17 protein-coding genes are annotated in these 25,685 nt (G+C 35.8%); 4 read left to right on the forward strand and 13 right to left on the reverse strand.

Annotated features, from left to right (window positions below):
* Nucleotides 1-3: 3 nt before the first annotated feature.
* Nucleotides 4-2,616, reverse strand: a complete 2,613-nt coding sequence (gene mutS / locus ACO05K_RS07375) for a DNA mismatch repair protein MutS (RefSeq protein WP_421943804.1) — start codon at nt 2,614-2,616, stop codon at nt 4-6.
* A gap of 212 nt (nt 2,617-2,828) precedes the next feature.
* Between mutS and ACO05K_RS07380 the strand changes: the two genes are divergently transcribed.
* Nucleotides 2,829-3,890 carry an endonuclease/exonuclease/phosphatase family protein gene (locus tag ACO05K_RS07380; protein WP_421943805.1) on the forward strand — a complete coding sequence of 354 codons (1,062 nt, stop codon included), beginning with the start codon at nt 2,829-2,831 and terminating at the stop codon, nt 3,888-3,890.
* Between the two features lie 19 nt (nt 3,891-3,909).
* On the opposite strand, the gene ACO05K_RS07385 is transcribed toward ACO05K_RS07380, so the two are convergent.
* Complete coding sequence (locus ACO05K_RS07385) at nt 3,910-4,788, reverse strand: sugar phosphate isomerase/epimerase family protein (protein ID WP_421943806.1); 879 nt, start codon at nt 4,786-4,788, stop codon at nt 3,910-3,912.
* A 174-nt stretch (nt 4,789-4,962) separates the two neighbouring features.
* Here ACO05K_RS07385 and ACO05K_RS07390 point away from each other — a divergent pair, with 174 nt between their 5' ends.
* From ACO05K_RS07390 to ACO05K_RS07400, 3 genes are all read left to right on the forward strand, one after another.
* Nucleotides 4,963-6,642, forward strand: a complete 1,680-nt coding sequence (locus ACO05K_RS07390; RefSeq protein WP_421943807.1) for a PNGase F N-terminal domain-containing protein — start codon at nt 4,963-4,965, stop codon at nt 6,640-6,642.
* Nucleotide 6,643: 1 nt separating this feature from the next.
* Complete coding sequence (locus ACO05K_RS07395) at nt 6,644-7,552, forward strand: hypothetical protein (protein ID WP_421943808.1); 909 nt, start codon at nt 6,644-6,646, stop codon at nt 7,550-7,552.
* Nucleotides 7,553-7,799: 247 nt separating this feature from the next.
* Complete coding sequence (locus ACO05K_RS07400) at nt 7,800-8,339, forward strand: hypothetical protein (protein WP_421943809.1); 540 nt, start codon at nt 7,800-7,802, stop codon at nt 8,337-8,339.
* Between the two features lie 189 nt (nt 8,340-8,528).
* Here ACO05K_RS07400 and ACO05K_RS07405 read toward each other — a convergent pair whose 3' ends face one another.
* The 11 genes from ACO05K_RS07405 to ACO05K_RS07455 all read right to left on the reverse strand — a co-directional run bounded on the left by ACO05K_RS07405 (nt 8,529) and on the right by ACO05K_RS07455 (nt 25,654).
* Nucleotides 8,529-10,916: a glycoside hydrolase family 3 N-terminal domain-containing protein gene (locus tag ACO05K_RS07405; protein ID WP_421943810.1), complete on the reverse strand. Its 2,388-nt coding sequence runs from the start codon at nt 10,914-10,916 to the stop codon at nt 8,529-8,531.
* 12 nt (nt 10,917-10,928) lie between these two features.
* Nucleotides 10,929-11,999 carry a dipeptidase gene (locus ACO05K_RS07410; RefSeq protein ID WP_421943811.1) on the reverse strand — a complete coding sequence of 357 codons (1,071 nt, stop codon included), beginning with the start codon at nt 11,997-11,999 and terminating at the stop codon, nt 10,929-10,931.
* Nucleotides 12,000-12,008: 9 nt separating this feature from the next.
* The gene (locus ACO05K_RS07415) at nt 12,009-13,121 is read right to left on the reverse strand and encodes a D-TA family PLP-dependent enzyme (protein ID WP_421943812.1); all 1,113 of its coding nucleotides are present in this window, start codon (nt 13,119-13,121) and stop codon (nt 12,009-12,011) included.
* A 6-nt stretch (nt 13,122-13,127) separates the two neighbouring features.
* On the reverse strand, nt 13,128-13,598 hold the full coding sequence (locus ACO05K_RS07420) for a RidA family protein (RefSeq protein WP_421943813.1): 471 nt from the start codon (nt 13,596-13,598) through the stop codon (nt 13,128-13,130).
* A 21-nt stretch (nt 13,599-13,619) separates the two neighbouring features.
* Nucleotides 13,620-14,933: a gluconate:H+ symporter gene (locus ACO05K_RS07425; RefSeq protein ID WP_421943814.1), complete on the reverse strand. Its 1,314-nt coding sequence runs from the start codon at nt 14,931-14,933 to the stop codon at nt 13,620-13,622.
* The gene (locus ACO05K_RS07430; RefSeq protein WP_421943815.1) at nt 14,934-17,231 is read right to left on the reverse strand and encodes a family 20 glycosylhydrolase; all 2,298 of its coding nucleotides are present in this window, start codon (nt 17,229-17,231) and stop codon (nt 14,934-14,936) included.
* A gap of 19 nt (nt 17,232-17,250) precedes the next feature.
* Nucleotides 17,251-18,885, reverse strand: a complete 1,635-nt coding sequence (locus ACO05K_RS07435; protein WP_421943816.1) for an alpha-L-fucosidase — start codon at nt 18,883-18,885, stop codon at nt 17,251-17,253.
* A gap of 65 nt (nt 18,886-18,950) precedes the next feature.
* Entirely contained in the window at nt 18,951-20,480 is a 1,530-nt protein-coding gene (locus tag ACO05K_RS07440; protein WP_421943817.1) for a SusD/RagB family nutrient-binding outer membrane lipoprotein, read from the reverse strand.
* Between the two features lie 10 nt (nt 20,481-20,490).
* Nucleotides 20,491-23,904, reverse strand: coding sequence for a SusC/RagA family TonB-linked outer membrane protein (locus ACO05K_RS07445; RefSeq protein WP_421943818.1), 3,414 nt, complete (start codon nt 23,902-23,904; stop codon nt 20,491-20,493).
* A 72-nt stretch (nt 23,905-23,976) separates the two neighbouring features.
* Nucleotides 23,977-24,996, reverse strand: coding sequence for a FecR family protein (locus ACO05K_RS07450; protein WP_421943819.1), 1,020 nt, complete (start codon nt 24,994-24,996; stop codon nt 23,977-23,979).
* Between the two features lie 70 nt (nt 24,997-25,066).
* Entirely contained in the window at nt 25,067-25,654 is a 588-nt protein-coding gene (locus ACO05K_RS07455) for an RNA polymerase sigma factor (RefSeq protein ID WP_421943820.1), read from the reverse strand.
* Nucleotides 25,655-25,685 lie beyond the last annotated feature (31 nt).

The raw sequence follows: 25,685 nt of genomic DNA on the forward strand, positions 1-25,685 counted from the left end.
TTCCTAATTTTTTATCAGTCGTTGTATTTCGTCCAGTTTAAGCAAAGCCTCTACAGGAGTTAACGCATTTACATCCAAATTATTCAGCGTATCGCGAATTTTTACCAAAACAGGATCATCAATAGCAAACATTTGTAACTGGTAAGCCTGATTTTGAACTTTCTTGATGCTGTCTTTTATGCTTTGTCCTTCAGTTCTATCTATTTCAAGTTTCTTTAAAATTTCATTAGCTCTGCCAATTAATTTTGGCGGCATTCCGGCCATTTTTGCAACATGAATACCAAAACTATGCTCACTTCCGCCAGGAACCAATTTCCTTAAGAAAATAACTTTATTCGTCATTTCTTTTACAGAGACATTGAAGTTTTTAATTCGGGGCATTGTATTCGCCAACTCATTTAATTCATGGTAGTGCGTTGCAAATAAGGTTTTCGGACGAGATGTTGGATGTTGATGTAGAAACTCTGCAATTGCCCAGGCAATTGAAATACCATCATAAGTACTCGTACCACGACCAATTTCATCCAATAAAATCAAACTATTATCAGAAATATTATTTAAAATGCTTGCCGTTTCATTCATCTCTACCATGAATGTACTTTCTCCTGATGAAATATTATCAGAAGCACCAACCCGAGTGAAAATTTTATCAACCAAACCAACATCAGCAGCTTTAGCAGGAACAAAACTTCCCATTTGAGCCATTAAAACAATAAGTGCGGTTTGACGTAAAATAGCAGATTTACCCGCCATGTTCGGACCGGTAATCATTATAATTTGCTGCGAATCGGTATCTAAATAAACATCGTTAGTGATATATTCTTGTCCGACAGGTAACTGCTTTTCGATAACCGGATGGCGACCGCCTTTAATATCCAGAACTTTTTCTTTGTTAACGCCTGGCTTAACATAATGATTTTTCTCAGCTAGTTGCGCAAAACACAGCAAACAATCTAACTGTGCAATCAGAAACGAGTTAAGTTGAATTGGCTTGATGTAACTCGCCGTTTCATACATCAACTCATTATACAAACGAATTTCTATAGCCTGAATTTTCTCTTCAGCACCTAAAATCTGTTCTTCATATTCTTTTAGTTCTGGTGTTATGTATCGCTCTGCGTTAACTAAAGTTTGCTTGCGAATCCAACCTTCTGGAACTTTATCTTTATGTGTATGTGTAACCTCCAAATAATACCCAAAAACGTTGTTGAAAGAGATTTTTAAAGAAGGAATGCCAGTTGCCTCTGCCTCACGTTTCTGAATTTGCACCAAATAATCTTTACCACCGAAGGCAATTTTGCGCAAACGATCTAAATCTTCATCAATGCCATCATTAATCACATTTCCTTTAATTAGCAATGCCGGTGGTTCTGGCTGAAGTTCTCTTTCAATTCTTTCGCGAATGGCTAAACAAGGATTTAGTTGATCGGCAATTTTGATTAAGAATTGATTTTTTGAATTTGCAGCAAGCGTTTTTACAGCTTCAATATGTACTAAAGCTCTTTTTAAAGCAACTAATTCTCTCGGACCAACACGCTGCAAACCAACTTTTGAAATTAATCTTTCTATATCGCCAATTTGCTTAATGTGCGTTAAAAATTCTTGTTGAATTTCTTCGTTTTTCACAAAAAAATCAACCATTCCTAAACGTTCTTCAATTGGCTTTAACTCTTTCAATGGCATTATAATCCACTTCTGGAGCAAGCGAGCACCCATTGGCGTACAAGTATGATCGAGAATATCGAACAACGTTACTGCGTTATCATTAGCAGAATTTACCAATTCTAAATTGCGAATGGTAAATCGATCCAACCACATAAAACGGTCTTCCTCAATTCTACTAATCGATGTAATGTGCTGCAAATTGCGATGCTCAGTTTCACCCAAATAATGTAAAACTACACCGGCTGCAATTATTCCGCTTTGCAATCGCTCAATTCCAAAACCTTTCAATGAGGTCACATCGAAATGTTTGGTTAAAGTTTCTTCGGCGTAATCTGATGTATAAGGCCATTCATCTAATCCGAAGGTGTAAAACCTATCACCAAATTGCTCTGTAAAGGTTTGGCGCTTAGATTTTTGAAAAATCACCTCCGTTGGTTTAAAACCTTGCAAAAGCTTATCAATGTAATCGCTATTACCTTGCGCAATCAAAAATTCACCAGTAGAAATATCTAAAAAAGAAACTCCAATCTGCGTTTTATCAAAGAAAATCGAAGCCAGGTAATTATTTGATTTCTGATTTACAATGTTATCTCCATAAGCCACGCCAGGCGTAACCAGTTCGGTAACGCCACGTTTAACAATGGTTTTGGTGGTTTTCGGGTCTTCAAGCTGATCGCAAATGGCAACACGTTGTCCGGCTCTAACCAACTTTGAAAGGTAATTATCTAAGGAATGATGAGGGAAACCAGCCAACTCTAAAGCACCTCCATTCGGACCAGTGCCTCTTCTGGTTAAAACAATACCTAAAATCTGAGCCGTTTTAATGGCATCTTCGCCAAAGGTTTCGTAAAAATCTCCAACCCTAAAAAGTAAAAGTGCACCCGGATACTTCGCTTTAATTGCGTTGTATTGCTGCATTAACGGGGTTTCTTTATTCGTATCTTTAGCCAAAACTGAAATTAATTTGCAAAAGCTATAAAGATAGCACGATTAAACATTCTACGGCTGTTTTGTTGAAAAATTGAAAGATTGTTAGCATAAAAATTGCAATACTTAATATTCATTTTATTTAAATACCAACTAGCATATTACTTTTGTAACTGCTGTAAAACTTTGTTACTTTACATTGATTTTCACATTTGCTGATAATAAACAACAATCCCTTGATTCACGACATCCTTTTTTACCTAAGTATATTCCTGATAATTACAACCATAATTCCATTTATCCGTCACGATTTTTGGATATTCAGAGTATTTGAATTTCCACGATTACAGAAATTGGTTTTTAATGCTGTGCTAATTGCGCTGATTTTGTTTTTCAGTTTCCCTGAAATTTTAATGGATTATATTGTTATTGGATTACTCAGTTTAAATGCAGCCTACTTAATCTATTTAATATTTCCCTTTACACGATTTGGTTCAAAGCAAATTGTAAAAGCGATGAATGCGCCAAACGAGAATAATTTAAAGGTTTTTATTGCTAATGTTTATCAAGAGAATAGAAACTCAAGTGCATACCTAAAACTAATTTCTTCTTGTAATCCTGATGTTGTTTTGATGGTAGAAACGCATGAATGGTGGCAGGAACAAATGGATGTTATCGGAAAGGAATATCCACATCAACTAAAGATTCCAATATCGAACACCTATGGAATGTTATTATATTCAAGATTAGAGCTTTTTGATGGTGAAGTTAAATATTTAGTTAAGGAAGATATACCTTCAATTGAAACGCTTGTCAAGCTTCCATCAGGTCAGTTGGTTAAGCTTTTTTGCCTGCACCCCGAACCTCCGGTTCCGCAAGAAAACCCAAAATCAACAGAAAGAGACAAGGAGATATTGTTAGTTGCTGAGAAAGCCAAAGCATCCAAATATCCGGTAATTGTAATGGGCGATTTGAATGATGTGGCGTGGAGTTATACTACTGAACTTTTTGGAAAAATAAGTGGTTTATTAGATCCGAGAAGAGGTCGTGGTTTTTTCAACAGTTTTAACGCAAAATATTTCTTTTTACGTTTTCCTTTAGACCATATATTTTGTTCAACGGATTTTTCACTCAGTTCTATAAAACGATTGCCAAGTTGCAATTCAGACCATTTCCCGATGTGCGTTGACCTTCAATTTAATCCTAAAGCTGAAAAATTAAATGATGCTCCGGTTGCCAGTGAGGCTGATTTGGAAATAGCTGAAGAAAAAATTAACGCAGAAACAACAGATTCCTAAATTAATTCCATCTTCCACCCTATTTATATATTTCCTTCAATTGCTGAGTTAAATAAGTAAACGCAAAAGGTATTTCCGTTTCCGCATTTTCAATTTTTCCCTCGATAAAAAGATATCCTTTATAATTAATCTGTTTTAGTGCCTTAAAATAAGGTTTAAAATCTTCTTTCATTACCCCCGGAAGTGAACGTTTTTCCTTTTCGGCAACCTCACAGAAAACTAATTGTTTTGCAGCTTTTACAATTTCATCAGGAGATTCGTTTTCTCTCATCATGTGAAAAATATCGGCATTTAGGCCAAAAACAGGGTTATTTACCTTTCTAACCACATCGGCGGCATCTTTGACCGTATTGATAAAGTTTGTTTCAGAAGCTTGAAGATTTTCTAAAGCAATAGTAACCTTGTGTTTTTCGGCCAATTTTGCTAGCTCTGAGCAAATTTTAACAAAATCTGATTTAGCCTTTTCTTTATCGTAACCCTCAGGAATAGATCTTGCTGATGAACTTCCGAGAATGACATACTTAACGCCCGCTTTATTTGCTCTGGATAATACCTTATCTGCATAAGTTAGCACTTGTTCTGCATTTACATCTGGACCAGCAATTTTAATATTACCTGGAAAAAATACATTACAACTCAAAACTTTCGTTTTTGCTGATTTTATCCTTTTCAAATTTGCTTCAAAAGCTTCTTCACTTAAAGATGGCGATAACATATTTGAAACAGACTCACCGATGTATTTGAAACCAGACGCATAGATAATGCTATCTCTGGATAATGGAGAAACGATGCCGAGTGATGGTATTTGTTGAGCAAAGCTATTTAAACCTGTGCACAACAAAATAATACTTAAAAAATTGCAATAAATTTTAGCGTTTAATTTCTTTCGGTTTTTCATTTTAACAGGGTTGATGAATGGTTAGATGTTCGTCTAAATTAAGGTAATTCACTAAAATTCAACCTAAAACGAACCGTAAATCATTTGTTACTTTCTTTATCTGTCAAATTCTCGTTTCTAAGCAAGGAAAGCAAAATTTCTGTAATATATTTAAGCGTTTAAACCATAACAATAATGAAATATATCCTTCTGTTGCTTTTTGCTTATCCAATTTTGATTAATGCACAGCAAAAATTAAAGCCGACAAATAGTTACAAAATTACTTACTGGCGCTCTGCAGATGGCAAACCAAAAGAAGACAGAAATCCGGTTATTTTAATTACCAGCTCAAATCAAAATTTAATAACTACCGCTTCAATATTTGATGGAAATGGTCGTTACCCATTTGAGCAAAGCATCATCGAAAAACCATCAAATATTCTATTTCAAATTGCTGATTTGAATAAAACCACACAAATTGCAACTGCAGATAGTACCACCATTTCGAAACAAGTAATTGAAGTAACTAATGAAACCAAAGTAATACTTGGATATACTTGCAAGAAAGCAACGACTGTAGTCAACTCAAATCGGATAGATTTGTGGTTTACAACTGATGCCGGAATAAAAGCTGCACCAACAGTTTTAGGTCAGAATTTAGGTTTGGTTTTAGAGCAAGTTAGAAATGGTAACAGTTATTTAACTGCTACTTCAATAAAAGAAGTTAAATCAACTGATATAAAGGAATTTAAAGAAATTAAATCTAAAGTAATCAATCAACTAGATTATAAAGATTTATTATGGAAAAGTCGTTTTACAACGCTCAAAGTATTTGAAAACGAAACCATTAATTTTATTGATAAACCACAATCAAACGATAGTATTTTCAGGTTTGCAGGCGGAACAGTGATTGCCAGAAAAGTTAAATTTCCATCAGTTCAAAATTCTCAAAATGTATTTGTTGATTTGATTGAACAATCTAATGGTGATGCTTACGATAGAACGGGTTCTGTATTTATCATCCCAACGGATAAAAAAATTAGCTTAATGGATGCTTTGCAAAATTCGGTTAAAGTATTGCCAATTTACGATAATGGAAATGGTAAGCAATATCAAGGTGTAGTTCCTACTGAAAATTACGATCCTGTTATAGAACTTATGCGTTTCTTCACTCCTTTCGGCGTTGGAAAATACAATAATTTGAAATTGAAAGACAAAAACTGGGCAGAACAGGTTTACTATCGCCAGGATATTTCCGAATTATTCCCGATGGTTAATGGCAAGGAAGTTTGGGTTGTAGTATTTATTGGAAATTACGATAAAGGTGGACACAAAGTTTCGCTAAATATTACACTACATAACGGCGGCAGGCAAAAACCTGAACAAGAAATTATAAAACCTCTTTTTAACACCACAAATGTGATGGAAATGGCCGGACAGGAATATGCTACAATGTTTAGTACCGATAAAGGTTTAGAGCTTTCTTTTAAATTAGACAAAGACGTTAAAGACGCTAAACTGCGTTACATAACAACCGGACATGGTGGTTGGGGCAATGGAGATGAATTTGTACCAAAGAAAAATACGATTTGGCTTGATGGCAAAGAAGCATTTTCATTTACACCTTGGCGTCAGGATTGCGGCTCTTACCGACTGTCAAATCCTGCATCGGGTAATTTTGAAACTGGATTATCATCCTCTGATTTAAGTCGCTCAAACTGGTGCCCGGGAACGGTTACAAATCCAAATTTTATAAGTTTAGGTGATTTAAAAGCTGGAACGCATACTTTAAAAGTTACCATCCCTATGGGCAAACCTGAAGGTGGTAGTTCAAGCGCATGGAATGTTTCAGGTGTTTTAATTGGAAAAGAATAAAATGACAAAAATAGCCGTATTAATATTTGCCTTATTATCAATTAAAGAAGGTTTTAGTCAGCAAAAGAAACCTAATAATAATTTTAGTATTCCGTTTGAACTTACATCATCTAACAATATTAGTGTTAAAGTTATATTGAATAGCGCTGATACCTTAAAACTCATGCTGCATACCGCTTCGAGCGATGTTAGTATAACTGAGAACGCATCATCGAAAGCAAAAACTTTGAAATTTAACCGAACTGATACCGTTACAAGTTGGGGAAGCCAAAGCAATACATCTCGCTTTAGCGCAAATAACAAACTTGGTATTGCTGGTTTGAAATTAGAAAATATCCAGCTATGGGAGAATAAAAATACTGGACCAGAAGCAGATGGAAAGTTTGGCTTAAACCTTTTCGAAAATAAGTTTGTAGCGATAGATTTTGAAAAAAAAATCATAAAAATTTCTGAAACCTTGCCATCAGATTTAAAAACCTATAAAAAATTTCCGCTTGTGGTAAAAGATGATTCAATGTTTATAAATGCAACTTGTGTTATTGGAAACGATACGCTTCAAAATCAATACTTAATTCACTCGGGTTATGGAGGTACAATTTTGCTTGATGATGGTTTTAGTAAAAAGTATAGTTTAAAAGATAAACTTAAAGTGATTAGCGAGAAAGATCTCAAAGATTCTTATGGTAATATTATAAAGACTAAAAAGGCAATTCTTCCTATTTTTTCAGTTGGAGATATGAAATTATCAGAAATCCCTGCCTCTTTTTTTGAGGGTTCGGTAGGCAGGCAAAAGATGAGTGTAATTGGTGGCGATTTAATAAAAAGATTTAACTTGATTTTGGACAAGGATAGGAAATACATTTACCTAAAACCAAATAGATTGAACAACGGAAAATATATAACTATTTAACAGTAAATAGATTAAGTATATTTTCATTTTTAAAGCTTGTCTGAAAAATACATCAGTGTAATAATCAGACCTACATTTAAAACCGTTTGAATTTACTTGGATAGCAGTTGATATACAATTCAATTCGTAAACTAAAAAATGCAATTTCTCTAATAATTGATACTCAATACTTTACAGAGTGTCATAATTATATACAAGCTAAAAATTAGCTGTAATATGGTTTATCTTGCGGGATAAAACTAACCAAATGAAGTTCTTTATCCCTCTAACTTTGCTTGCTTTCATCAGCATTAATAACACTAATACAGATTTATTAAATGGTAAAGATTTATTTACTGAAACCAGTGAGATAAAGGCAACCTGGCTTGGTTATATTCAATCAGATAAAAGTAAAAGTGCCATACGCAACGTTCCAATGTTTATAATAAATAAGGCAAATAGAACTTATGCAAAGATAATCTGTATTCCGATAAGACCTTTAGAATGGGATGCAAAATTTATAGGTAAAACAAATCAACAGAAAATTTTAATAGCCAAAACGCTTGTTCAAGGAATCCATAGCCACACACTTGGTACTAATGTTTTTAAAATATTTGCATTGGTTCAAGAAATTGAAGAAAACTCAACAGCTTTAAAAAGAACCAAAAACTTGGTTCAAAAATTTCCTTCAAAAATTATTGTGTATACAAATACAGGAAAAAACTGGACTCATTTTGCAGAAAAAACAATTAACAATGCAGCCGATTATCAGAATTTTCAATACGAAATTGCAAAAACTACATTCTAATTTCCAGTAAAAAATACTGATTACAAAACGAAAAGGTAGCTTTTTACAGCTACCCTTTCTACAATTGTTTTCTCTAGGAACAATTAATCAATTACCTAAAATTGATTACCTAAAGATATAGTTATTTATTTATAGTGAATAAATTATTTTCAAAAACAGTTTATTCACTTATTTTCAATCGCTTAAAACTTATTTTTTAGAACCCATTATAAAAAAATTCTGTTCTAATTTAATGTTATCTGATGAGGATGAAACCATTAAATGATAAGTTCCATGTTCAACCGCCCATTTATTTTTTTGATTATAGATTTCTAAATCATCCTTCGATAATATAAAATTTAGAGTTTTTTGTTCGCCAGCTTTCAAGAAAACTCTTTTAAATTGTTTTAGTTGTTTCATTGGCAGGACTACTGATGAAGTTTTGCTTTTTAGATAAAGTTGTACTACTTCTTCCCCATCTTTAGAACCTGAATTTTTTAAATCAAAACTAACCTTAAACGCTTGATTGGAATTGTTATTTTCAATTTTCAAATTTTGATAATCGAAGGTTGTGTAACTCAAACCGTAACCGAAGCTGTATAAAGGTTTTGCATCAACTTCAATGTAATCGTGTTTTTCAGGGAAACGAGCATTGTAGTAAACCGGCAATTGACCAACAGATTTAGGAACCGAAATTGGTAATCTTCCAGCCGGATTGTAATCTCCAAATAATACATCGGCAATTGCATTTCCTCCCTCCTGACCTGGATACCAGGCATCGAGTATAGCCGGAACATTTGCTGCTGCCCAGTTTAAATTTAATGGTCTGCCTTTTATCAAAACTAAAACAACTGGTTTCCCGGTTTTAACTACCGCTTTTAAAAGTTTTAGTTGGTCGCCCAGCAAATCTAAAGTTGCCCTATCATAACCTTCGCCACTTTCCATATCACTAATACCAGCTGATGCTGCGCTAACTTTCGCTGCTCCAGTTTCGATGTATTCGGTTTTAAAATCTCTAGCACTCGAGCCGCCTAAAACAATCACAACAGCATCTGCCTTTTTAGCAGCAGAAACCGCTTCATCAATATTACTATTCGTAGTATCTCTGATGTTGCAACCTTTTACATAATTTATTTTTGTTGCTGATGATAATTTATTTTTAATCCCCTCTAAAACAGTTACAACATTCTCTTCGGTTTGTGGCGCAGTGTAATCGCCAAGTTGGTTGTAAATGTTATCGGCATTTGGCCCAAGAACAGCAATATTCTTTAAATTTTTGCTCAATGGTAAAAGGTTATCGTTATTCTTCAAGAGAACAATTGATTCTCTGGCAACCTGTCGTGCAAGTTCTATATTTTCTTTGCTTCGAACATTATTTTTTGCTTGCTCTACATTAACGTAAGGATTTTCGAAAAGCCCTATGTTAAACTTGATTCGCAGAACCCTGCTCACTGCCGTATCTAAAGTTTTGGTTGATACCAAACCAGCTTTAATGGCATCACGCAGTGCCTTTCCGTAACCTACACCACTTAAATCAGCATCTAAGCCTGCATTGATTGATAATGCTGCCGCATCAGCGGCGTTCGCTGCAATATGGTGGTTTGCCATTAAGCCAGAAATGCTGTTTAAATCGGAAACCACAAAGCCATTAAAGCTCCATTGTTTTCTCAATAAATCATCTAACAAAAACTCATTAGAAGAACATGGAATACCATCAATAGAATTGTAAGCAGTCATTACCGATAATGCACCTGCCTTTACAGCAGCCTTAAAAGGCGGCAAATAAAACTGATGTAAACTGCGTAAACCAACATTAATACTTCCACCATTATGTCCACCTTCTGGCGCTCCATAAGCTGCAAAATGTTTTAGTGTAGCCACAATATTTACCCCGCTCTTAATGTTATTTCCCTGGAAACCTTTAACCATTGCCTCGCCCATTCTGCTGTTTAAAACATGGTCTTCACCATAAGTTTCTTCTACTCTCGACCAACGCGGTTCTCTAGCCAAGTCCAATACTGGTCCGTAACCAACGTGGCCACCTTGTAAACGGGTTTCTTTAGCGATTACCGTTGCAACTTTATTAATTAAATCTGGATTAAAGGTACTGCCCTGACCAATAGAAGTTGGAAAAACAGTTGTTCCGATGGCCATATGCCCATGTGGACATTCCTCCGAAAGCAAAATAGGAATAGCTAATCTTGTATTTTCCACAGCATATTTTTGAATGGCATTTGTTGCTTTAGCCGCCAACTCTGGGTTTAAACCATTAGCCAATGTTTTCTTTGTCCAGGGGTCTGCCCTTAAAGTTGCCCAAAGCATCCCGGTAAATTCTTCTTTTAAAGATTTTTTGAAAGCATCGCTAACTTCAACCTCGTTACCTGTTTTGGTGTACATTGGCCAGCCTAAAGGCATAGAAATTTGTCCAACTTTTTCTTCAACAGTCATTCGCGATAGCAAATCTTTAATTCGATTTTCAACCGAAGCTTTAGGATTTTTATATATCGGTGCACCGCTTTTAGTTTGAGCTAAAATATTTGCATTAAATGCAGAAATTATTACTGCAATTGAAAATATTGCTTTTTGTATTGTCTTCATTCTATGATAATATTAAGCCCACGCTTTTCTTAAAAACCTTAACCAATTGCCATGCATCAGGTTTTCTACATCTGTTTCGGTGTAACCTTTTTGCTTAAATAAATTCGGAATCTTTTGTAAATCGGCAATGGTTTCTAAATCATAAGGACATTGCTCTTTTCCAAAAGCGCCGTCTAAATCAGAACCGATTCCAACATGATTTGCATTTCCTGCCAACTGGCAAATGTGGTCGATGTGGTTTATCATCACTTCTAAATTGCAGTTCATTTCCTTCGGTTCGGAAACGCCCCTTTTCCAATTTGGAACCATCATCCAGGCATCCAATGCGCCACCAATAACTGCACCTCTGTCTATCAATTCTTTAATTTGCTCATCGCTATACTGGCGATTGTGATTTACTAACGCTCTACAATTGTTATGCGATGCCCACACATGACCATTGAAACAACTAAGCGCATCCCAAAAGCTATCATCGCATAAATGGGTAGCATCTAAAATAACATTCAAGCGTTCCATTTCTTTCAATAGCTCATGACCTATGGCTGTCATTTTTCCAGTTGCATCGGTGCCTTGTGCATAACGCCCAGGACCATAATGCGCAGGACCAACAGCTCTTAACCCATTTATATAAGCTTTTTCCAGATGGTTAACCGTAACAAAAGAATCGGCGCCCTCTAAACTTAAAATATAACCAATTGGTTTTTCTGATACTTTTTCTCCATTATTCCAATTAGCTACATGCTTTTCAAGCGTTTCTAAATTATTTACCTGAAACATTTCGCCTGCATCTTCCATAGCTTTGTACCAAGCCAACTGACCTTGAGTTTGTGCCCAGGCTTGTTCTGGCGAATGCCAACCAGGTAAGTGATTATCTGGCGCAACATAACGGGCGATTTGAGTAGCCACCACTAATCCGATGTTGCCCTTTCTTAATTCTGGCAAAGAAACCGTTGCCAAAGAACGGTCAGGTTTATCAGTTAATCCTTCTTCCCTTTTATTGATATCGGCAACATTTTTTGTTAAGTCTCGATTCCACTCGAGGGCATTCATACTTAAATCAAGATGGGCATCTATAGTAAACATGATAAAATATTAAATGGTAATTTTTCTTTTTCTGGAGATAATATCCCAGTATTGGATGGGTTTATTTGCATCAATACAAACGGCTTTTTCATGCAAAGCAACTGTTGGGCAAACATGGTATGGTAAACCATAAAGCACATCGCCAATGTTAAAATCATCAGCATTTTCTGTTTTTAAAACCAAATGTTCTTCACTCTGACTATTCACTTCAAGGTTTGGCGCATTGATAAAAAACACACGGTTTTTTAATTCCTTTTCGGCCGCAACAGCTTTATGTCCTAAATCGGTACAGATTAAACCGTTTGCAGGTTTTGAAACAATACGGCTCAATACCAACGCAGCAGTATGAAATTTTTGCTCTGGATAGGCATCCTGATAACCTTTATCCCAAAGCACAAAAGTACCTGGACTACAATCGAAATCTGTTTGCTGGGCGTAAATAGGGAAAGTTGGTGTTCCACCAGCAATAATCCTAAGTTTGGTATTGCTGATGTTTTCGAAACTTTGTTTTAGCGCTAAAAGCTGTTCAATAATCGGCTCAGATTTTTGAACCCGCACATCCATTGATGAATCATGGATATGACCATCGTAAGCATGTAAACCTTTTACATTCAGGTTAGGCAAAGCGATTAAACCCTTAAATAATTCCGTAGCCAAATCAGGCAACATGCCTGTCCTATTCATACCAACATTTAAATCGATGTAAACGTCAACAATTATATTTGCTGCATTTGCCTTTTCTGAAAGTTGTTTTACAATCCCTAAATCATCAATTAAACAACTAAAAATCGTTTCGCTATACGCTTTCTGAAGTTTTAAAAACCTGTTTATATTTTCGCCAACAGGCTGATAAGCAAGTAAAACATCCTTTGCCTTTGCAATCCCAAGCATTTCTGCTTCGGCAATGGTTGCGCACTTAAATTTATTAATTCCTTCAGCTATTAAAATATTAGTAATTTCTAAACACTTATGCGTTTTTACATGAGGACGTAATCGCTCAACATCATCAACCATTGCTTTTAAAGTTTTGATGTTTTCTTCAATACGTTCTATATAAAAAACCAGCGAAGGCGTTTCTATACTTTCTTCATTAGGGATTAAAAACCAGTTTTGCTGTTGCATAATTTTTTAAGCAAGTTCAAAAAGTGCTTCAATTTCTACTGGAATGTTATCTGGCAAAGAGCCAAAACCAACCGCACTTCTAACACCAATTCCGTTTTCTTCGCCCCAAACCTTTGCGAAAAGTTCGCTGCAACCATTTATTATAAATGGATGTTTTTCAAATTCAGGCGTACAATTAACCATTCCTAAAACCTTAATAACACGTTTTACTTTGTTTAAGCTTCCAATATTGGTTTTAATGGTTGATAACATGGTTAAACCAACTTGTAAGGCAGCAAGTTTACCTTCTTCCTGAGTTAAATCAGAACCGATTCTACCAATAATTAGTGATTTATCGTCCTGAACTGGGCCATGACCACTTAAATAAAGGTATTTGCCATCAACAAGACAAGGCTTGTAAACGCCAAGTGGTGCTGGAGCAGGTGGTAAATTAAGTTTTAATTGTTCAAAGCGTTCATCGGGAGTTAAATTTTCCATTTTGTGTATTTGATATTATAATTAGATAAAAATATTGAGAAATAAGACACCACCTAAACCCACTAAACCGACGATGGATTCCATCATCGCCCATGATTTAAATGTGTCTTTCAAAGTTAAACCGAAATATTCTTTAAACATCCAGAAACCCGCATCATTAACATGAGAAAACATTAAACTACCCGCACCAACAGCTAAAACCATCAGATTTGGATTGGTATGCGTATGTTCCATGAGCGGGACAATAATTCCTGCCGTAGTTAAGCCCGCAACGGTTGCCGAACCTACGCAAAAGCGAATAATTGCGGCAATCATCCACGCTAAAAATAAGGGTTCTGCTTTAATATTCTGTAAGTAATCTGCAATTTGATTACTCACGCCACTTTCTGTTAAAACTTGCTTTAATGCACCAGAACCAGCTATAATTAACAAAATCAGGGCAATATCTTTCAATGCTTCAGCATAAACGCCCATAATTTCAGTCATCTTTTTTCCTTGCGATAAGCCAAGTAACCAGGTTGCTGCAATCAGCACAATTAACATCACTACAGAAGGATTTCCAGCGAATTGAATGTATGGTAATATAGATGAATCGGCTGATAAAATCATTGGCAAAAATGATGCAGCTGCCAATAAAATTACGGGTAATAATGCGGTAAAGAAACTCTTAAATCCGCTCGGCAATTCATTTTCAGACATTTCCTTAGGCGTAAATGAAGCCAACGGACTTGCAGGAATTGCTTTTAAATAACGAGAGAAAATTGGTCCGCCGATTACGATAGCAGGAATTGAAACAGCCAAACCATACAACAAAGTTAAGCCCATATCGGCCTTAAATTGAATAACCAGAGCAGCCGGAGATGGATGCGGTGGTAAAAAACCATGAGTAACCGAAAGTGCAGCCAACATGGGCAAACCAATATAAAGCGCAGGTAATTTGTAGCGGTAAACCACAGAAAATATCAGCGGAACCATGAGCACAAAGCCAATCCCATAATAAAGTGGAATTCCGATTAGAAAACCAGTTAAAACCATCGCCCATTGAATGTATTTCTCGCCGAAAATATTCATGCTTACCTGAGCAATTTTTTGAGCGGCACCGCTTTCGGCTACCAATTTACCTAACATTGCACCAGCGGTAATTATAATAGCTAACGACCCCAATACATCGCCCATCCCTTTTTCTATGCTCGATGGAATTCTTGCAGGCGGTAAACCTAAAGCCAAACCTGCAACAAAAGAAACGGCTAAGAATGATAAAAAAGCATTGATTTTGAATACTGAAATCAGCACAATTAACAAGGCAATGCAGAGGAAAACGATTAGTATAGTCATTTAATTTATTATAATTTCATCTACCATTAGTAGTGCTTTTGTGCCTGCACCATAAAATCCGTTAGGTATTGTTCTAATATTTGTAGCCTTAAGGCGGACAAATCTGGCATCGATTGGATTGATTTTTAACAATACCGAATTTATTCCTTCCTGGCTAAATTTCGTTTGTTGAGAAACTTGCTTGTAATTCACGCCATCAGTAGAAACCTCAACAATTAATTCTTTTGGTGGGTGCATTTTCTGCCATTGATAATTTAGGATATTAATTCCAATTTCTTTGATGGAAGTTATATTTCCCAAATCTACTACAGCTTCAAAATCAGTCCCGCTTAGTCCTAACCATTCTCCATTATTATAAAGCGGAACACCTTTAATGCCGTTCACTAAAACCTGTTTATCAATATTATAATTGCCAGTTCCCGAGTTTTTAAGTGATATATTTTTACCAGTCGCTAAATTGTGTACAATTGCTTGCTCATACAATTTGCCAACTTTATTTGCACCTTTAAATAAGCTGGCTTTTAAAACAATAGGCTTTGTAATTTTTATTGTCGATGTATATTTATTAGATGATTTTGAAGGTACTGAACCATCAGTCGTATATCTGATTTCCGCATTGGGCATATCCGTTTCTAAAATTATCCCGCCTTCAATAGGTTTCCCTGTAATTTCATAAAATGATGTACTGTAGTTTATTCCTTTTAAAAACCTGAGGTTTGAATTTACCCTTTGTAAAAAATCATTATAATTTTTTCGCTCAGGTGCCGACCAAGCCATTTCCGATAAAGCTAAAATTCTTGGAAAAATCATGTATTCTGCTTTTTTAACATCAGACATATATTCTGTCCATACATTTGCCTGCACGCCTTTTATGTAAGTTTGCTCTTCTGGGCTAAGCTCTTTTGGCATTGGTTCATATTCATAAACCTTTTTAAGTGGCAAATAACCACCCGCCGCGGTTTGTTCGTTTTTATTTAGAGATTGATAATAATCCAGGTAAACAAATTTTTCGGGCGTCATAATCACATCATGCTTAAGTTTTGCCGCAGCAATTCCACCTTCTAAACCTCTCCAGCTCATTACGGTTGCATCAGGCGCCAAACCACCTTCTAAAATCTCATCCCAACCAATAATCTTTTTGCCTTTTGTATGCAAGTATTTTTCCATACGGGCGATGAAATAAGACTGCAATTCATGCTCATCTTTAAGTTTTTCATCCTTGATTCTTTTCTGACATTTCGGGCAATCATGCCATCTTGTTTTTGGGCATTCATCACCTCCAATATGGATGTATTTTGAAGGAAAAAGAGCAACAACTTCATCCAAAACACCTTCAAGAAAACTGAAGGTTTCTTCATTACCTGTGCAGAAAACATCATCAAACACGCCCCAAAACGTTGCAGTTTCGTATGGTCCGCCTGTGCAACCCAAATTAGGATAAGCTGCCAATACAGCTCTTGCGTGACCAGGCATTTCTATTTCAGGGATGGTATTGATGTTAAGTTCTGATGCGTATTGAACGACCTCTTTTATTTCTGCCTGTGTGTAATAACCACCATAACGTTTGCCATCAAAAATATGTGGATTAGACCGTTTATGGCCAATTAAAGTCTCCTTTCGGTAAGCAGATTTTGTTTGTAATAACGGATATTTCTTAATTTCTATTCTCCAACCCTGGTCATCCGTTAAATGCCAATGGAAGTTATTAATCTTATAAAAAGCCAATACGTTAAGCCATTTTTTTATTGCAGCAACACTAAACATATGCCTTGCAACATCAAGATGCATGCCTCTGTAAGTAAAACGCGGTTCATCTTCAATTTCGTAAGCGGGTACAGATAGGGTTTTTCCATTTTTCTTAATCAACTGAATTAAGGACTGTAAACCATAAAACAAACCTTGTTTATCTTTTGCCTTGATATCAATTTTCTCGGGTGAAATTGAGAGCAAATAGCCTTCATTCTTAATTTTTAAGGTAGAATCTATCAAAAAATTAATGCCATTGTTGCCAGCATTTTTGCTTTTTAAAAGCGCAAAGCCACCTAAATCTTTTAAATATTGATTAAAAAAAACGGTGCTAACATTTTGCGTTTCGGGAATGTATAATTTTGTAGTTGGTTTAATGATGAAAGAACCCTGCTTTTTAGTTTCTTGTAATGGCTTTGGGATGATACCAGAATTATTAAAATCCTGACTAAAAACACTTGTAACAAAAAGCTGAAAGCCAACAACGATTATCAACTTTAAGGTGAAACAGCTAATACAAAAGTGTTTTTTGAACAAAGGGATTTTTATCATAACGCCAATTATAATAAGCCTAAGGTAAGCTTAAAACTTTATTTTCTCCCTCAATAACTACATTTTCTTGCTCAACAACAGCTTTGTACTCGTATGAACCTTTAGGTAATTTAACTGTGCCAGTAAAAGTTCCATCAGGATTGATATTTAGCCAAACACTTGTTTTCCATGCATCGGCGTAAAGTGTTTCTACTTGACCACGATATGGACGGTAATAAAACCTTGCTCTTTTTGGTTTAATGTCTTTGTAGTTTAGAACCTTGCCACTTAAAACAGCATTTTCTTTGGCAATTTTAAAGTTTTCAGTCTGAACGATTGCAGCTTCTTCAAATACAGGGCTAATATTTTCGAGTTTGATAACTACAGGATTTGGCCAACGATGGTCATCGTAAATGCGTTGTGCCTTAACGACAGAAACTTCTAAACCTTTATCCGTCTGCTTGAATTTGCAAGAAACATCAAGATTTGGTTTGTATTCAATAATCTGGCTATTTTGTCCTAAAACACTTATTTTGGTGTTATAAGATGCCTTTACAGAATGTAATAAAAAGTTCCTTCTTTCTCCTTCTTTCCAATCCTTTGCGTCCATAACAATGGCAAATAAAGTATTAGAACCCTTTTTTGTTAAGTAGATATTTTCTTCTTTACTAACTACCCAACTACGCACATCGTCCATCGCCTCATGGTTTATGTAATACCAACCTGCCATTTCGCGGAGGCGATTTTCTTGTTCATCGGCTAAAGCACCGTTAGCCTTCGGACCAACATTTAATAAAAGCGAACCACCTTTAGAGCGGGCTTCAATCAATAATTCAATCAACTGTGAACCCGATTTATAGCGTTCGTTTGTGGGCTGATATTGCCAGGCAGTACCAATTGTAACGGGCGATAACCAGGGTTGCGTAATTTTTGCGCCTGGCAAAGTTTGCTCAGGAGTTAAGATTGCACCTCGGGTAATTAAAATATCTGGCTGCATTTTCCAGGCAGTTTCTTTAACCGTTTCTTTTGGGTCGCCATCGATAAATAATACATCGATTTTGCCATAATTCTGCATTAATTCTTCCGTTTGTTTACGGTTATATTCTGCATATTCCTTTGTTGTTTTAGCATCTAAATTGGTTATGTTTCTGCTAATTGGAATTTTACGTTTGTAAAGAAAGTTGAAATCTTCAGGAGAAAAATAAAACCCGACATCAAGGCCAGCTTCGCGGGTTGCATTTACAAATTCTTTAAGTAAATCTTTTTTGTAGGGCGTGTTGGTGATTTTAAAATCGGTTGTTTTAGTATCCCAAAAGCAAAAACCTGCATGATGTTTCGTTGTAAAAACGATGTATTTCATGCCTGCCAGTTTTGCCAGTTCGGCAATTTCCTTTGGATTAAAAGAAGATGGGTTAAAGGTTTTCGGTAAATCGCGAAAATAACGTTCGGTGTAATCTTCAGATGCACCTACCAAAGAATGGCTTATTACTACACCAAGCTGAACATCTACATTAAAATGAATGAATAAACCTGCTCCGGTATTGCGTAACCACTCTTCTCTTTCTGGTTTGTTTAAATTGTAACTGCTTGAGGTTTCATCTTCAACAACATCATTTTTTTGTGCTGAAGCTGTGATGCCAAGAAACAGGCAAATAATTATTAATCGATATATCATTCAGCTTTAAAAAAATAATCCCGCAGTGCAACCGCTATGCACCGCAGGATTTTGATTGTAAACAATTATAATTTATCCCACCAGATACGGGTAAGGAAATCATCGGCACCTTGACGGGCAATTGCAGCATCAAGCGAAGCACGATTTAAGTTTTGCTCTGAAAGTGGATAAAGCATTCTTCTGAAAATTTTACCACCAGTTGCGTTACCAACATATACCACAGGCACCAATGCAGGATAGCCAGTTCGGCGATAACTTGCGAATGCTTCCTGTGCATCAGGAAATGCCGCTAACCAAAACTCAGTATAAATCTGTTGTAACTTATTATCCAAAGTTCCAGCAGCATTTAGAGGATGATATTTAATGTAGGTATTGATTTGCAAATCGCTGATGTTACCATCGGTTGGTGAAATGATTGCCCATTGTTTCATCGCTGCTTTAATGCCTGCTTCGTAAAGTGTAGATGCATTTCCAATGTACCAACCACGTAAAACTGCTTCTGATAAAAGGAAGTTGGTTTCAGCAGTAGTAAAAATTAGTTTTGCACCACCTAAAGCCAAAACCGTTTTTTGATTAGGTTCTGAATAGGTTACAAAATTACCTGGCTTAGAATTAAAGGTTGCAGGCATACCTTTTTGAATTGCTGCAGAAGTATCTGCCACACCGTTTACATAAACAACTGATAAAATCCCCAAACGTGGGTCTTTATTGTTTTTCATGTAAGTGATAAAAGTATCCTGATATTTTCCACCTTCCTGGTTACTCGTTCCATCAGCCCTGATATAATCGCTATTGTATAAGTTTAAAGCAATTGGGTTTTTGTTGATGTCTTGTCCCGATGCTAAATAACTCATTTTTGCAATATCAGCATCATCAGTAATTACGCCGCCTGCAATAGCTCTCTTAACCCAGGTTTCAGCAAGTGTAGCATCAACTTTAGTTAATCTCATACCTAAACGTAGCATTAACGAATACGCAAATTTCTTCCACTTAACGGTATTTCCTGCATAAATTAAATCCGCAGTGCCAAAAGTAGCTTTCGCAGGATTCAAACTCAAAGCAGCTTCATCAAGTTCTTTAAGCAAATCGAGATAAATTGCTCTCTGGGCATCGTAAGAAGGTTTATAATTTGAATTTGTAAAGCCCTGTACAGCCTCTGAATATGGAATATCGCCATATAAATCGCTTATTCTGCTGTAGCAATACGCTTTCCAAATACGTGCCGACGCTAAAAGATTTACTTGTTCTGGATTAGTTCTTACTGCACTGATAACCAAAGCCAATTCGTTTATTTCCTGATTGTAAGCAGCACTGAAAACTGCAGCAGATTGCTGACTTTGACTGGATACATATTTAGAACCAAAGCCTGCAACATCGTTGAAGCTTGTTGTGTATTGCATGGTTCCAAGCAATAAATTCAAATTGTTTTTTGCTCCATCGTATAACGATTTAGTAAAAACAAAAGCTGGTTGTATGTTTGATGATGCTTCAGGATCTGTATTTATTTCCTGAAAATCTTTTGTGCAAGATGATAAGGTTGCACTTAGCCATAACATACAAATGGCTGCTTTATATTTGTTTGTATACTTTTTCATTATTACAGCTTTAGAATTTAACCATTAAGTTCATACCGAAGGTGCGTGTTCTTGGCAAACCAATAGATTCGAAACCTTGTGCGTTACCATTGGTGTAACTCGATTCAGGGTCGAACGTATCGGTTTTTTTGTACAGTGTTAAAATATTTCTCGCTACAAAAGATAAGCTAGCCGATTGTATTTTAAGCATTTTGAAATCTTTTACAGGAATGTTGTATGATAAGATTGCCTGACGTAATTTGATGAAACTTCCATCGTGAACAAAAAGCTCTGAATAGTTCCTCATATCGTTATAATAAGCTCTTAAACCACTTACTGGAATTACAGAATTATATGGATTTCCAGCCTGGTCTACACCGCTTATAGCTAAACCATTCTCGCGACCAGGCAAAGTGCTTTTCATTAAGCCTAAACGAGTTGCGTAAACTTCTTTTACAGAGAAAACCTTATTACCGAACTTTCCATCAACAAGGAAACTTAATGTGAAGTTACCCAATCTGAAATCTTGATTTAAACCCATTGTTAATGGCGGAACACCATCTCCAAGTTCTTGTAAACCTGTTGCCACCGGGCGATTCGTTGTTGCGTTGTAAACGATTTGTCCGGCGTTATTTCTTAAAATTCTCGTACCTACAATTGTACCATAAGAACTTCCAACGGTTTGGTTAATGTAACCCCAGTTACCCACTGAATTGGCAACCTGGAAACTATTCGTTCCTTCTACAAGTTTAATAACCTCACTTTTGTTGTAAGAAACGTTATAACTGATATTCCAGCTAAATTTTTCTTTAGAAATTGGGCTACCAGTTATTAAGAACTCGATACCTTTATTGCTTAATTCACCAACGTTTAATACGGCATTATTATAACCAGAGGTTGATGATATTGCCGCGTTTAAGATATCGTTTGTTGTTTTACGACTGTAAGCGGTAAAATCTAAGCCTAATCTGCCTTTAAACATTTTCAATTCGAAACCACCTTCGTAAGTTGTAGATGTATAAGGTTTTAAATTTTGGTTGGTGATATCGTTTGTAGTAACATTTTGCAATGGTAAACCCGAGCTTGGAACATTGCTATATGTTAAGTTGATTTTATATGGGTCAGCGGCACCGCCACCTACTTCAGCCCAAGATGCTCTTAATCTAAAAATATCGATAGATGAAGGCATTTTTAAAGCATCAGATAAAACTAGACTACCGCCAACACTTTGGTATAAAATGCTGTTATTTTCAGGACTCAAAGTAGAAAACCAATCGTTTCTCGCCGTGTAGGTTAAGTATAAAATACTTTTATAATCAAAATCTGCTGAACCAAAAATCGAATTTGTTCTAATTCTTTGATGCGTTGGAATTGTACTAGCCGTTGCAAGATTTTTGTAGCTATAGAAAAACGGAATGGTAAATGTTGCACCATCCATATTTAACTGCTTGTTTTCAAATCTGCGGCTGTTTGCACCACCTAAAATTGAAATTCCGATTTTATCCGCGATACGTGTTTTGTAGTTTCCGGTTATTAATGCGTTAGTTTCAGAAACATCAGATTTAATACCCGAATATTGTCCGTTTGGAATGTAAACATCGCCTGTTGGCAAAATATTTACATAATTGTAATTATAAAAATCTCGACTGATTACGCCCTTTAAGCTGAAGTTTTTTACAATATCGTATGTAATCGAACCTTGACCGATGAAACGGTTTTTAGTATCGTTCTCCTGATATTTATTCATCACGAAGTAACCATTTGTAGCAATACCAGCATCGTTCCATGGCGTTTGGTTTCCAGCTGTGTCATAACCTGGCGCTAACCATCTTACATCAACCGTATTGGCAACCTCGTAAGGTGTCCAGTTTGGATTACCTAAGGCATCACCAGCAAGTGTTCTGTTAAAACCACGCTCCAGATTATATTGAGCTAAACCTTCTACCTTAATTTTATCGTTAATTCTTGCGTTGATATTTAGATTAGCCGTTTGGCGTTTGAATCTTGTTGTAGAGATTATACCTTTACTGTCTAAATCAGCAACTGATAAACGGTAAACAATACCATCCGTTCCACCCGAAAAAGCTACGGTATTGGTAAAGTTTGTACCTGTAGAATAGAAATTCTTAATGTTATCCTTAACTGCACTATATGGGTGACTTAAACCATCGGCAGCGATATACATCGAGTTATCAATTTTAGCTCCGAACGATAAACGGCCCGTTGCAATTGCATCATTTTGATTCGCTGGTTTTACACCATTTAAACCTTGTCCATATTCGTATTGGTAATCGTTATCGTTAATTGCGTTTTCGATAGTATAAGTTGTGTTGTATTCAACACCGATACCTCTTTGCTTAACACCTTTTTTGGTAGTAATTAAAATAACACCATTACTTGCACGAGAACCGTAAAGTGCAGCAGCTGTTCCACCTTTTAATACTGTAATGGTTTCAATATCATCAGGGTTGATACTTCCGATACCATCACCTCTATCAACGTTTGTTGCTAAAGTATTGGTAGTAGCAGCTCCACCTGGAACCGTATTGTCAATAGGCATACCATTTACAACGTATAAAGGTTGGTTATTTCCGTTAAATGAACCATTACCACGAATAATTACACGGCTAGAACCACCAGGACCAGTAGATAGTCCGGTGGCATTTACACCAGCAACCTTACCTGTTAATGCATTTGCAATGTTATTTTCTCTGGCTTGAGTAAATTCAGAACCTTTTACTTCTGTAACAGCATAACCCAAAGCCTTGCTATCTCGTTTAATACCTAAGGCAGTTACTACAACATCATTTAAGCTGCTGCTGCTTTCCTGAAGTTTGATTGATACCGGAACATCTGGATTAGCAACTGGTAAATCAATAGATTCGTAACCAACTGATGCGATGGTTAAAACAATTGGCTGTCCTTTTAAATTAGCCGGAATGGTAATACTAAATTGCCCGTTAGCATCTGTTGATGCGCCAGTTTTAGTTCCCTTAATGTATACTGTAGCGCCAACCAGTGGTGTATTGTCACTTGCAGCAGTAATCGTTCCTTTAATTACATCAGCAAACTTATCGCTTGCATCCATAATAATATACTGAGCTTCGTTAATTTTGCTAAAATCAAGTGATGAACCGCTTAGGCTTAATGCTAAGGCTGTTTTTGCATCGACAGCAATATTTAACTGACTTTGGAAAGCGTTGCTGATTTTGTTTTCTAGAATACCTTCTTTGTAGGCAATCTTAATATCAAACTTAGTTTTGATAAGTTCGATGGCAGTTTTGAGCGAAATTTTATTTTCTCCTGGAATTTGCGCTTTATTAACCTTTTTGTTATGCACAACGTTTCGGGCCATTAGTTGAGCAGAGCAAAACAAGGCACATGCGCAGAACATCATAGTAAGACAGCAGTATTTCACTGCCTTGCTAAGGTAGAGTATTCTCATAATCTGTTTAGTTTAGTTGGTTGTTTAGTTGATTTGTTGCATTCAGCGTTCAAGCGCTTAAACTCCGAATGGTTATTGTTTTATTGTAATATTTTTATTTGTGGTTTCTATATTTAAGTGCAAAGTTGTGTCAAGAATGTGAAGTAAGTCAGTTACACTATTCACATTTATCTCTCCTTCAATTTTTAATTTTTTCAGGCCTTCTTCTACCTTAACCTGGTAGCCAAAATCATCTTCCAAAACCAAGCACATATCTTCTATTGTAGCATTTTTAAACACCAGTTGATGATTTACCCAAGCCGTTAAATGTTCGGTATCTGATAATTTTTCATGCTTTAAACTTGTACCTTCAACGTGTTTAACAAAGTCGCCCGGTGCCATAACGAACTGTTTCTTAACTTTAGCTACATCAGTATAATCAATTCTGATTTTGCCACTCAACAAACCGACAGTCGTTTTTTCATGTCTGTTTCTTACATTAAAAATGGTTCCTAAAACTTCAATATTAATGTCACTACAATGAACAATGAATTTTTCTTCAGGAGTAATGTTATTGGTATCGATATTTAAATGTTTAACCTTAAATAAAGCTTCTCCAGTTATCCAAACTTCTCTTACACCGTCTTTAAAATTTTTAGCGTATTTAATTTCAGAATTTCCGTTAAGCGTTACTTCTGAGCCATCAGGCAAAACAATCGTTCTGATTTTACCGAAATCGGTTTTTTGAATTTGATTTGCTGTAAGTGTTCTGTAAAGAATAAATGATAAAAATACCAGTACAAACACTGCTGCTATTTTTAGATATGGAGCAAGCTTGAAAACTTTCGGTTTATGATTTTTTAGGGAAATTGATTCTGTAATTCTATCAAAAACCTTTGTCTGAGCAGCTTCGTTATAAAATGTTTTTTGGCTGCGATAAGAAATGATTGTATTAAACGCAGCTTCGGCAACTTTCCTTCTTTGTGAATTATCATTTCTAAATTTGTTCCATGCTTCAACATCAGCAGAATTTTGCTCAATAGCGAATGCTAAAAATTCATCATCATTAAGAAAATCTTCGAAACTGTAGCTTGTATATTTAGAAAAATCCATATTATGAAAGATATTATACTCCCTATATACATGGACTACCCAAAATTATCCCTTCGTTTTTAAAGAAAAATTAATTTATTTCTAAAAGTGCCTTTTTCGATGCCAAAAGGCATAATACAATAAGCAAATCAGCGAGTTTTATTTTTTCCTGAAGTTTTGCGATAGCCTTGTATAGAAGTTTGTATGTTGAACTGATATTTAAATTCATGATGTCGGCAATTTCCTCATAACTCAAACCTTCATAGAATCGCAAATAAACAATTTCTTGTTGTCTGGCAGGTAAGCTTTGTACAGCATCACGTATTTTCTTTTGCAATGCCTTTTCAGATTCATCCTCAATTAATACCGTATCGAAAGAAACTTCAAAATTGAATGGATAATCTTCATCAGCATCGATATTTACAAAACGTTGCTGTTTTTCCATCTTTCTGAATAAAAGATTTCTTAAAGATTTATAAAGGTAGTTTCTAACCGAAACAGGATCTCCTAACTGCGTTCTTTTGGCCCAGAGATTTACGAATAAATCGTGTACGGCATCTTCAATTAAACTAACATCCTTGGTAAATTTATAACCATAGTTGTTAAGTGCCTTAAAGTGCGTGTTGTAAAGCTGCATATATGCATTCCAATCCCCCGATTTGAAGGAGTTCCATTCCATATAACTGGTTTCATTATGCAGAATATTTTTT

It is taken from the genome of Pedobacter sp., assembly GCF_965227205.1.
In the GTDB taxonomy this organism is placed as follows: domain Bacteria; phylum Bacteroidota; class Bacteroidia; order Sphingobacteriales; family Sphingobacteriaceae; genus Pedobacter.

Bases quoted from the DNA above. Each gene is read 5' to 3' on its own strand.
- ACO05K_RS07385 (WP_421943806.1), bottom strand. From the start codon at position 4,788: ATGAAAAACCGAAAGAAATTAAACGCTAAAATTTATTGCAATTTTTTA.
- ACO05K_RS07390 (WP_421943807.1), top strand. From the start codon at position 4,963: ATGAAATATATCCTTCTGTTGCTTTTTGCTTATCCAATTTTGATTAAT.
- ACO05K_RS07395 (WP_421943808.1), top strand. From the start codon at position 6,644: ATGACAAAAATAGCCGTATTAATATTTGCCTTATTATCAATTAAAGAA.
- ACO05K_RS07400 (WP_421943809.1), top strand. From the start codon at position 7,800: ATGAAGTTCTTTATCCCTCTAACTTTGCTTGCTTTCATCAGCATTAAT.
- ACO05K_RS07405 (WP_421943810.1), bottom strand. From the start codon at position 10,916: ATGAAGACAATACAAAAAGCAATATTTTCAATTGCAGTAATAATTTCT.
- ACO05K_RS07410 (WP_421943811.1), bottom strand. From the start codon at position 11,999: ATGTTTACTATAGATGCCCATCTTGATTTAAGTATGAATGCCCTCGAG.
- ACO05K_RS07415 (WP_421943812.1), bottom strand. From the start codon at position 13,121: ATGCAACAGCAAAACTGGTTTTTAATCCCTAATGAAGAAAGTATAGAA.
- ACO05K_RS07420 (WP_421943813.1), bottom strand. From the start codon at position 13,598: ATGGAAAATTTAACTCCCGATGAACGCTTTGAACAATTAAAACTTAAT.
- ACO05K_RS07425 (WP_421943814.1), bottom strand. From the start codon at position 14,933: ATGACTATACTAATCGTTTTCCTCTGCATTGCCTTGTTAATTGTGCTG.
- ACO05K_RS07430 (WP_421943815.1), bottom strand. From the start codon at position 17,231: ATGATAAAAATCCCTTTGTTCAAAAAACACTTTTGTATTAGCTGTTTC.
- ACO05K_RS07435 (WP_421943816.1), bottom strand. From the start codon at position 18,885: ATGATATATCGATTAATAATTATTTGCCTGTTTCTTGGCATCACAGCT.
- ACO05K_RS07440 (WP_421943817.1), bottom strand. From the start codon at position 20,480: ATGAAAAAGTATACAAACAAATATAAAGCAGCCATTTGTATGTTATGG.
- ACO05K_RS07445 (WP_421943818.1), bottom strand. From the start codon at position 23,904: ATGAGAATACTCTACCTTAGCAAGGCAGTGAAATACTGCTGTCTTACT.
- ACO05K_RS07450 (WP_421943819.1), bottom strand. From the start codon at position 24,996: ATGGATTTTTCTAAATATACAAGCTACAGTTTCGAAGATTTTCTTAAT.
- ACO05K_RS07455 (WP_421943820.1), bottom strand. From the start codon at position 25,654: ATGGAATGGAACTCCTTCAAATCGGGGGATTGGAATGCATATATGCAG.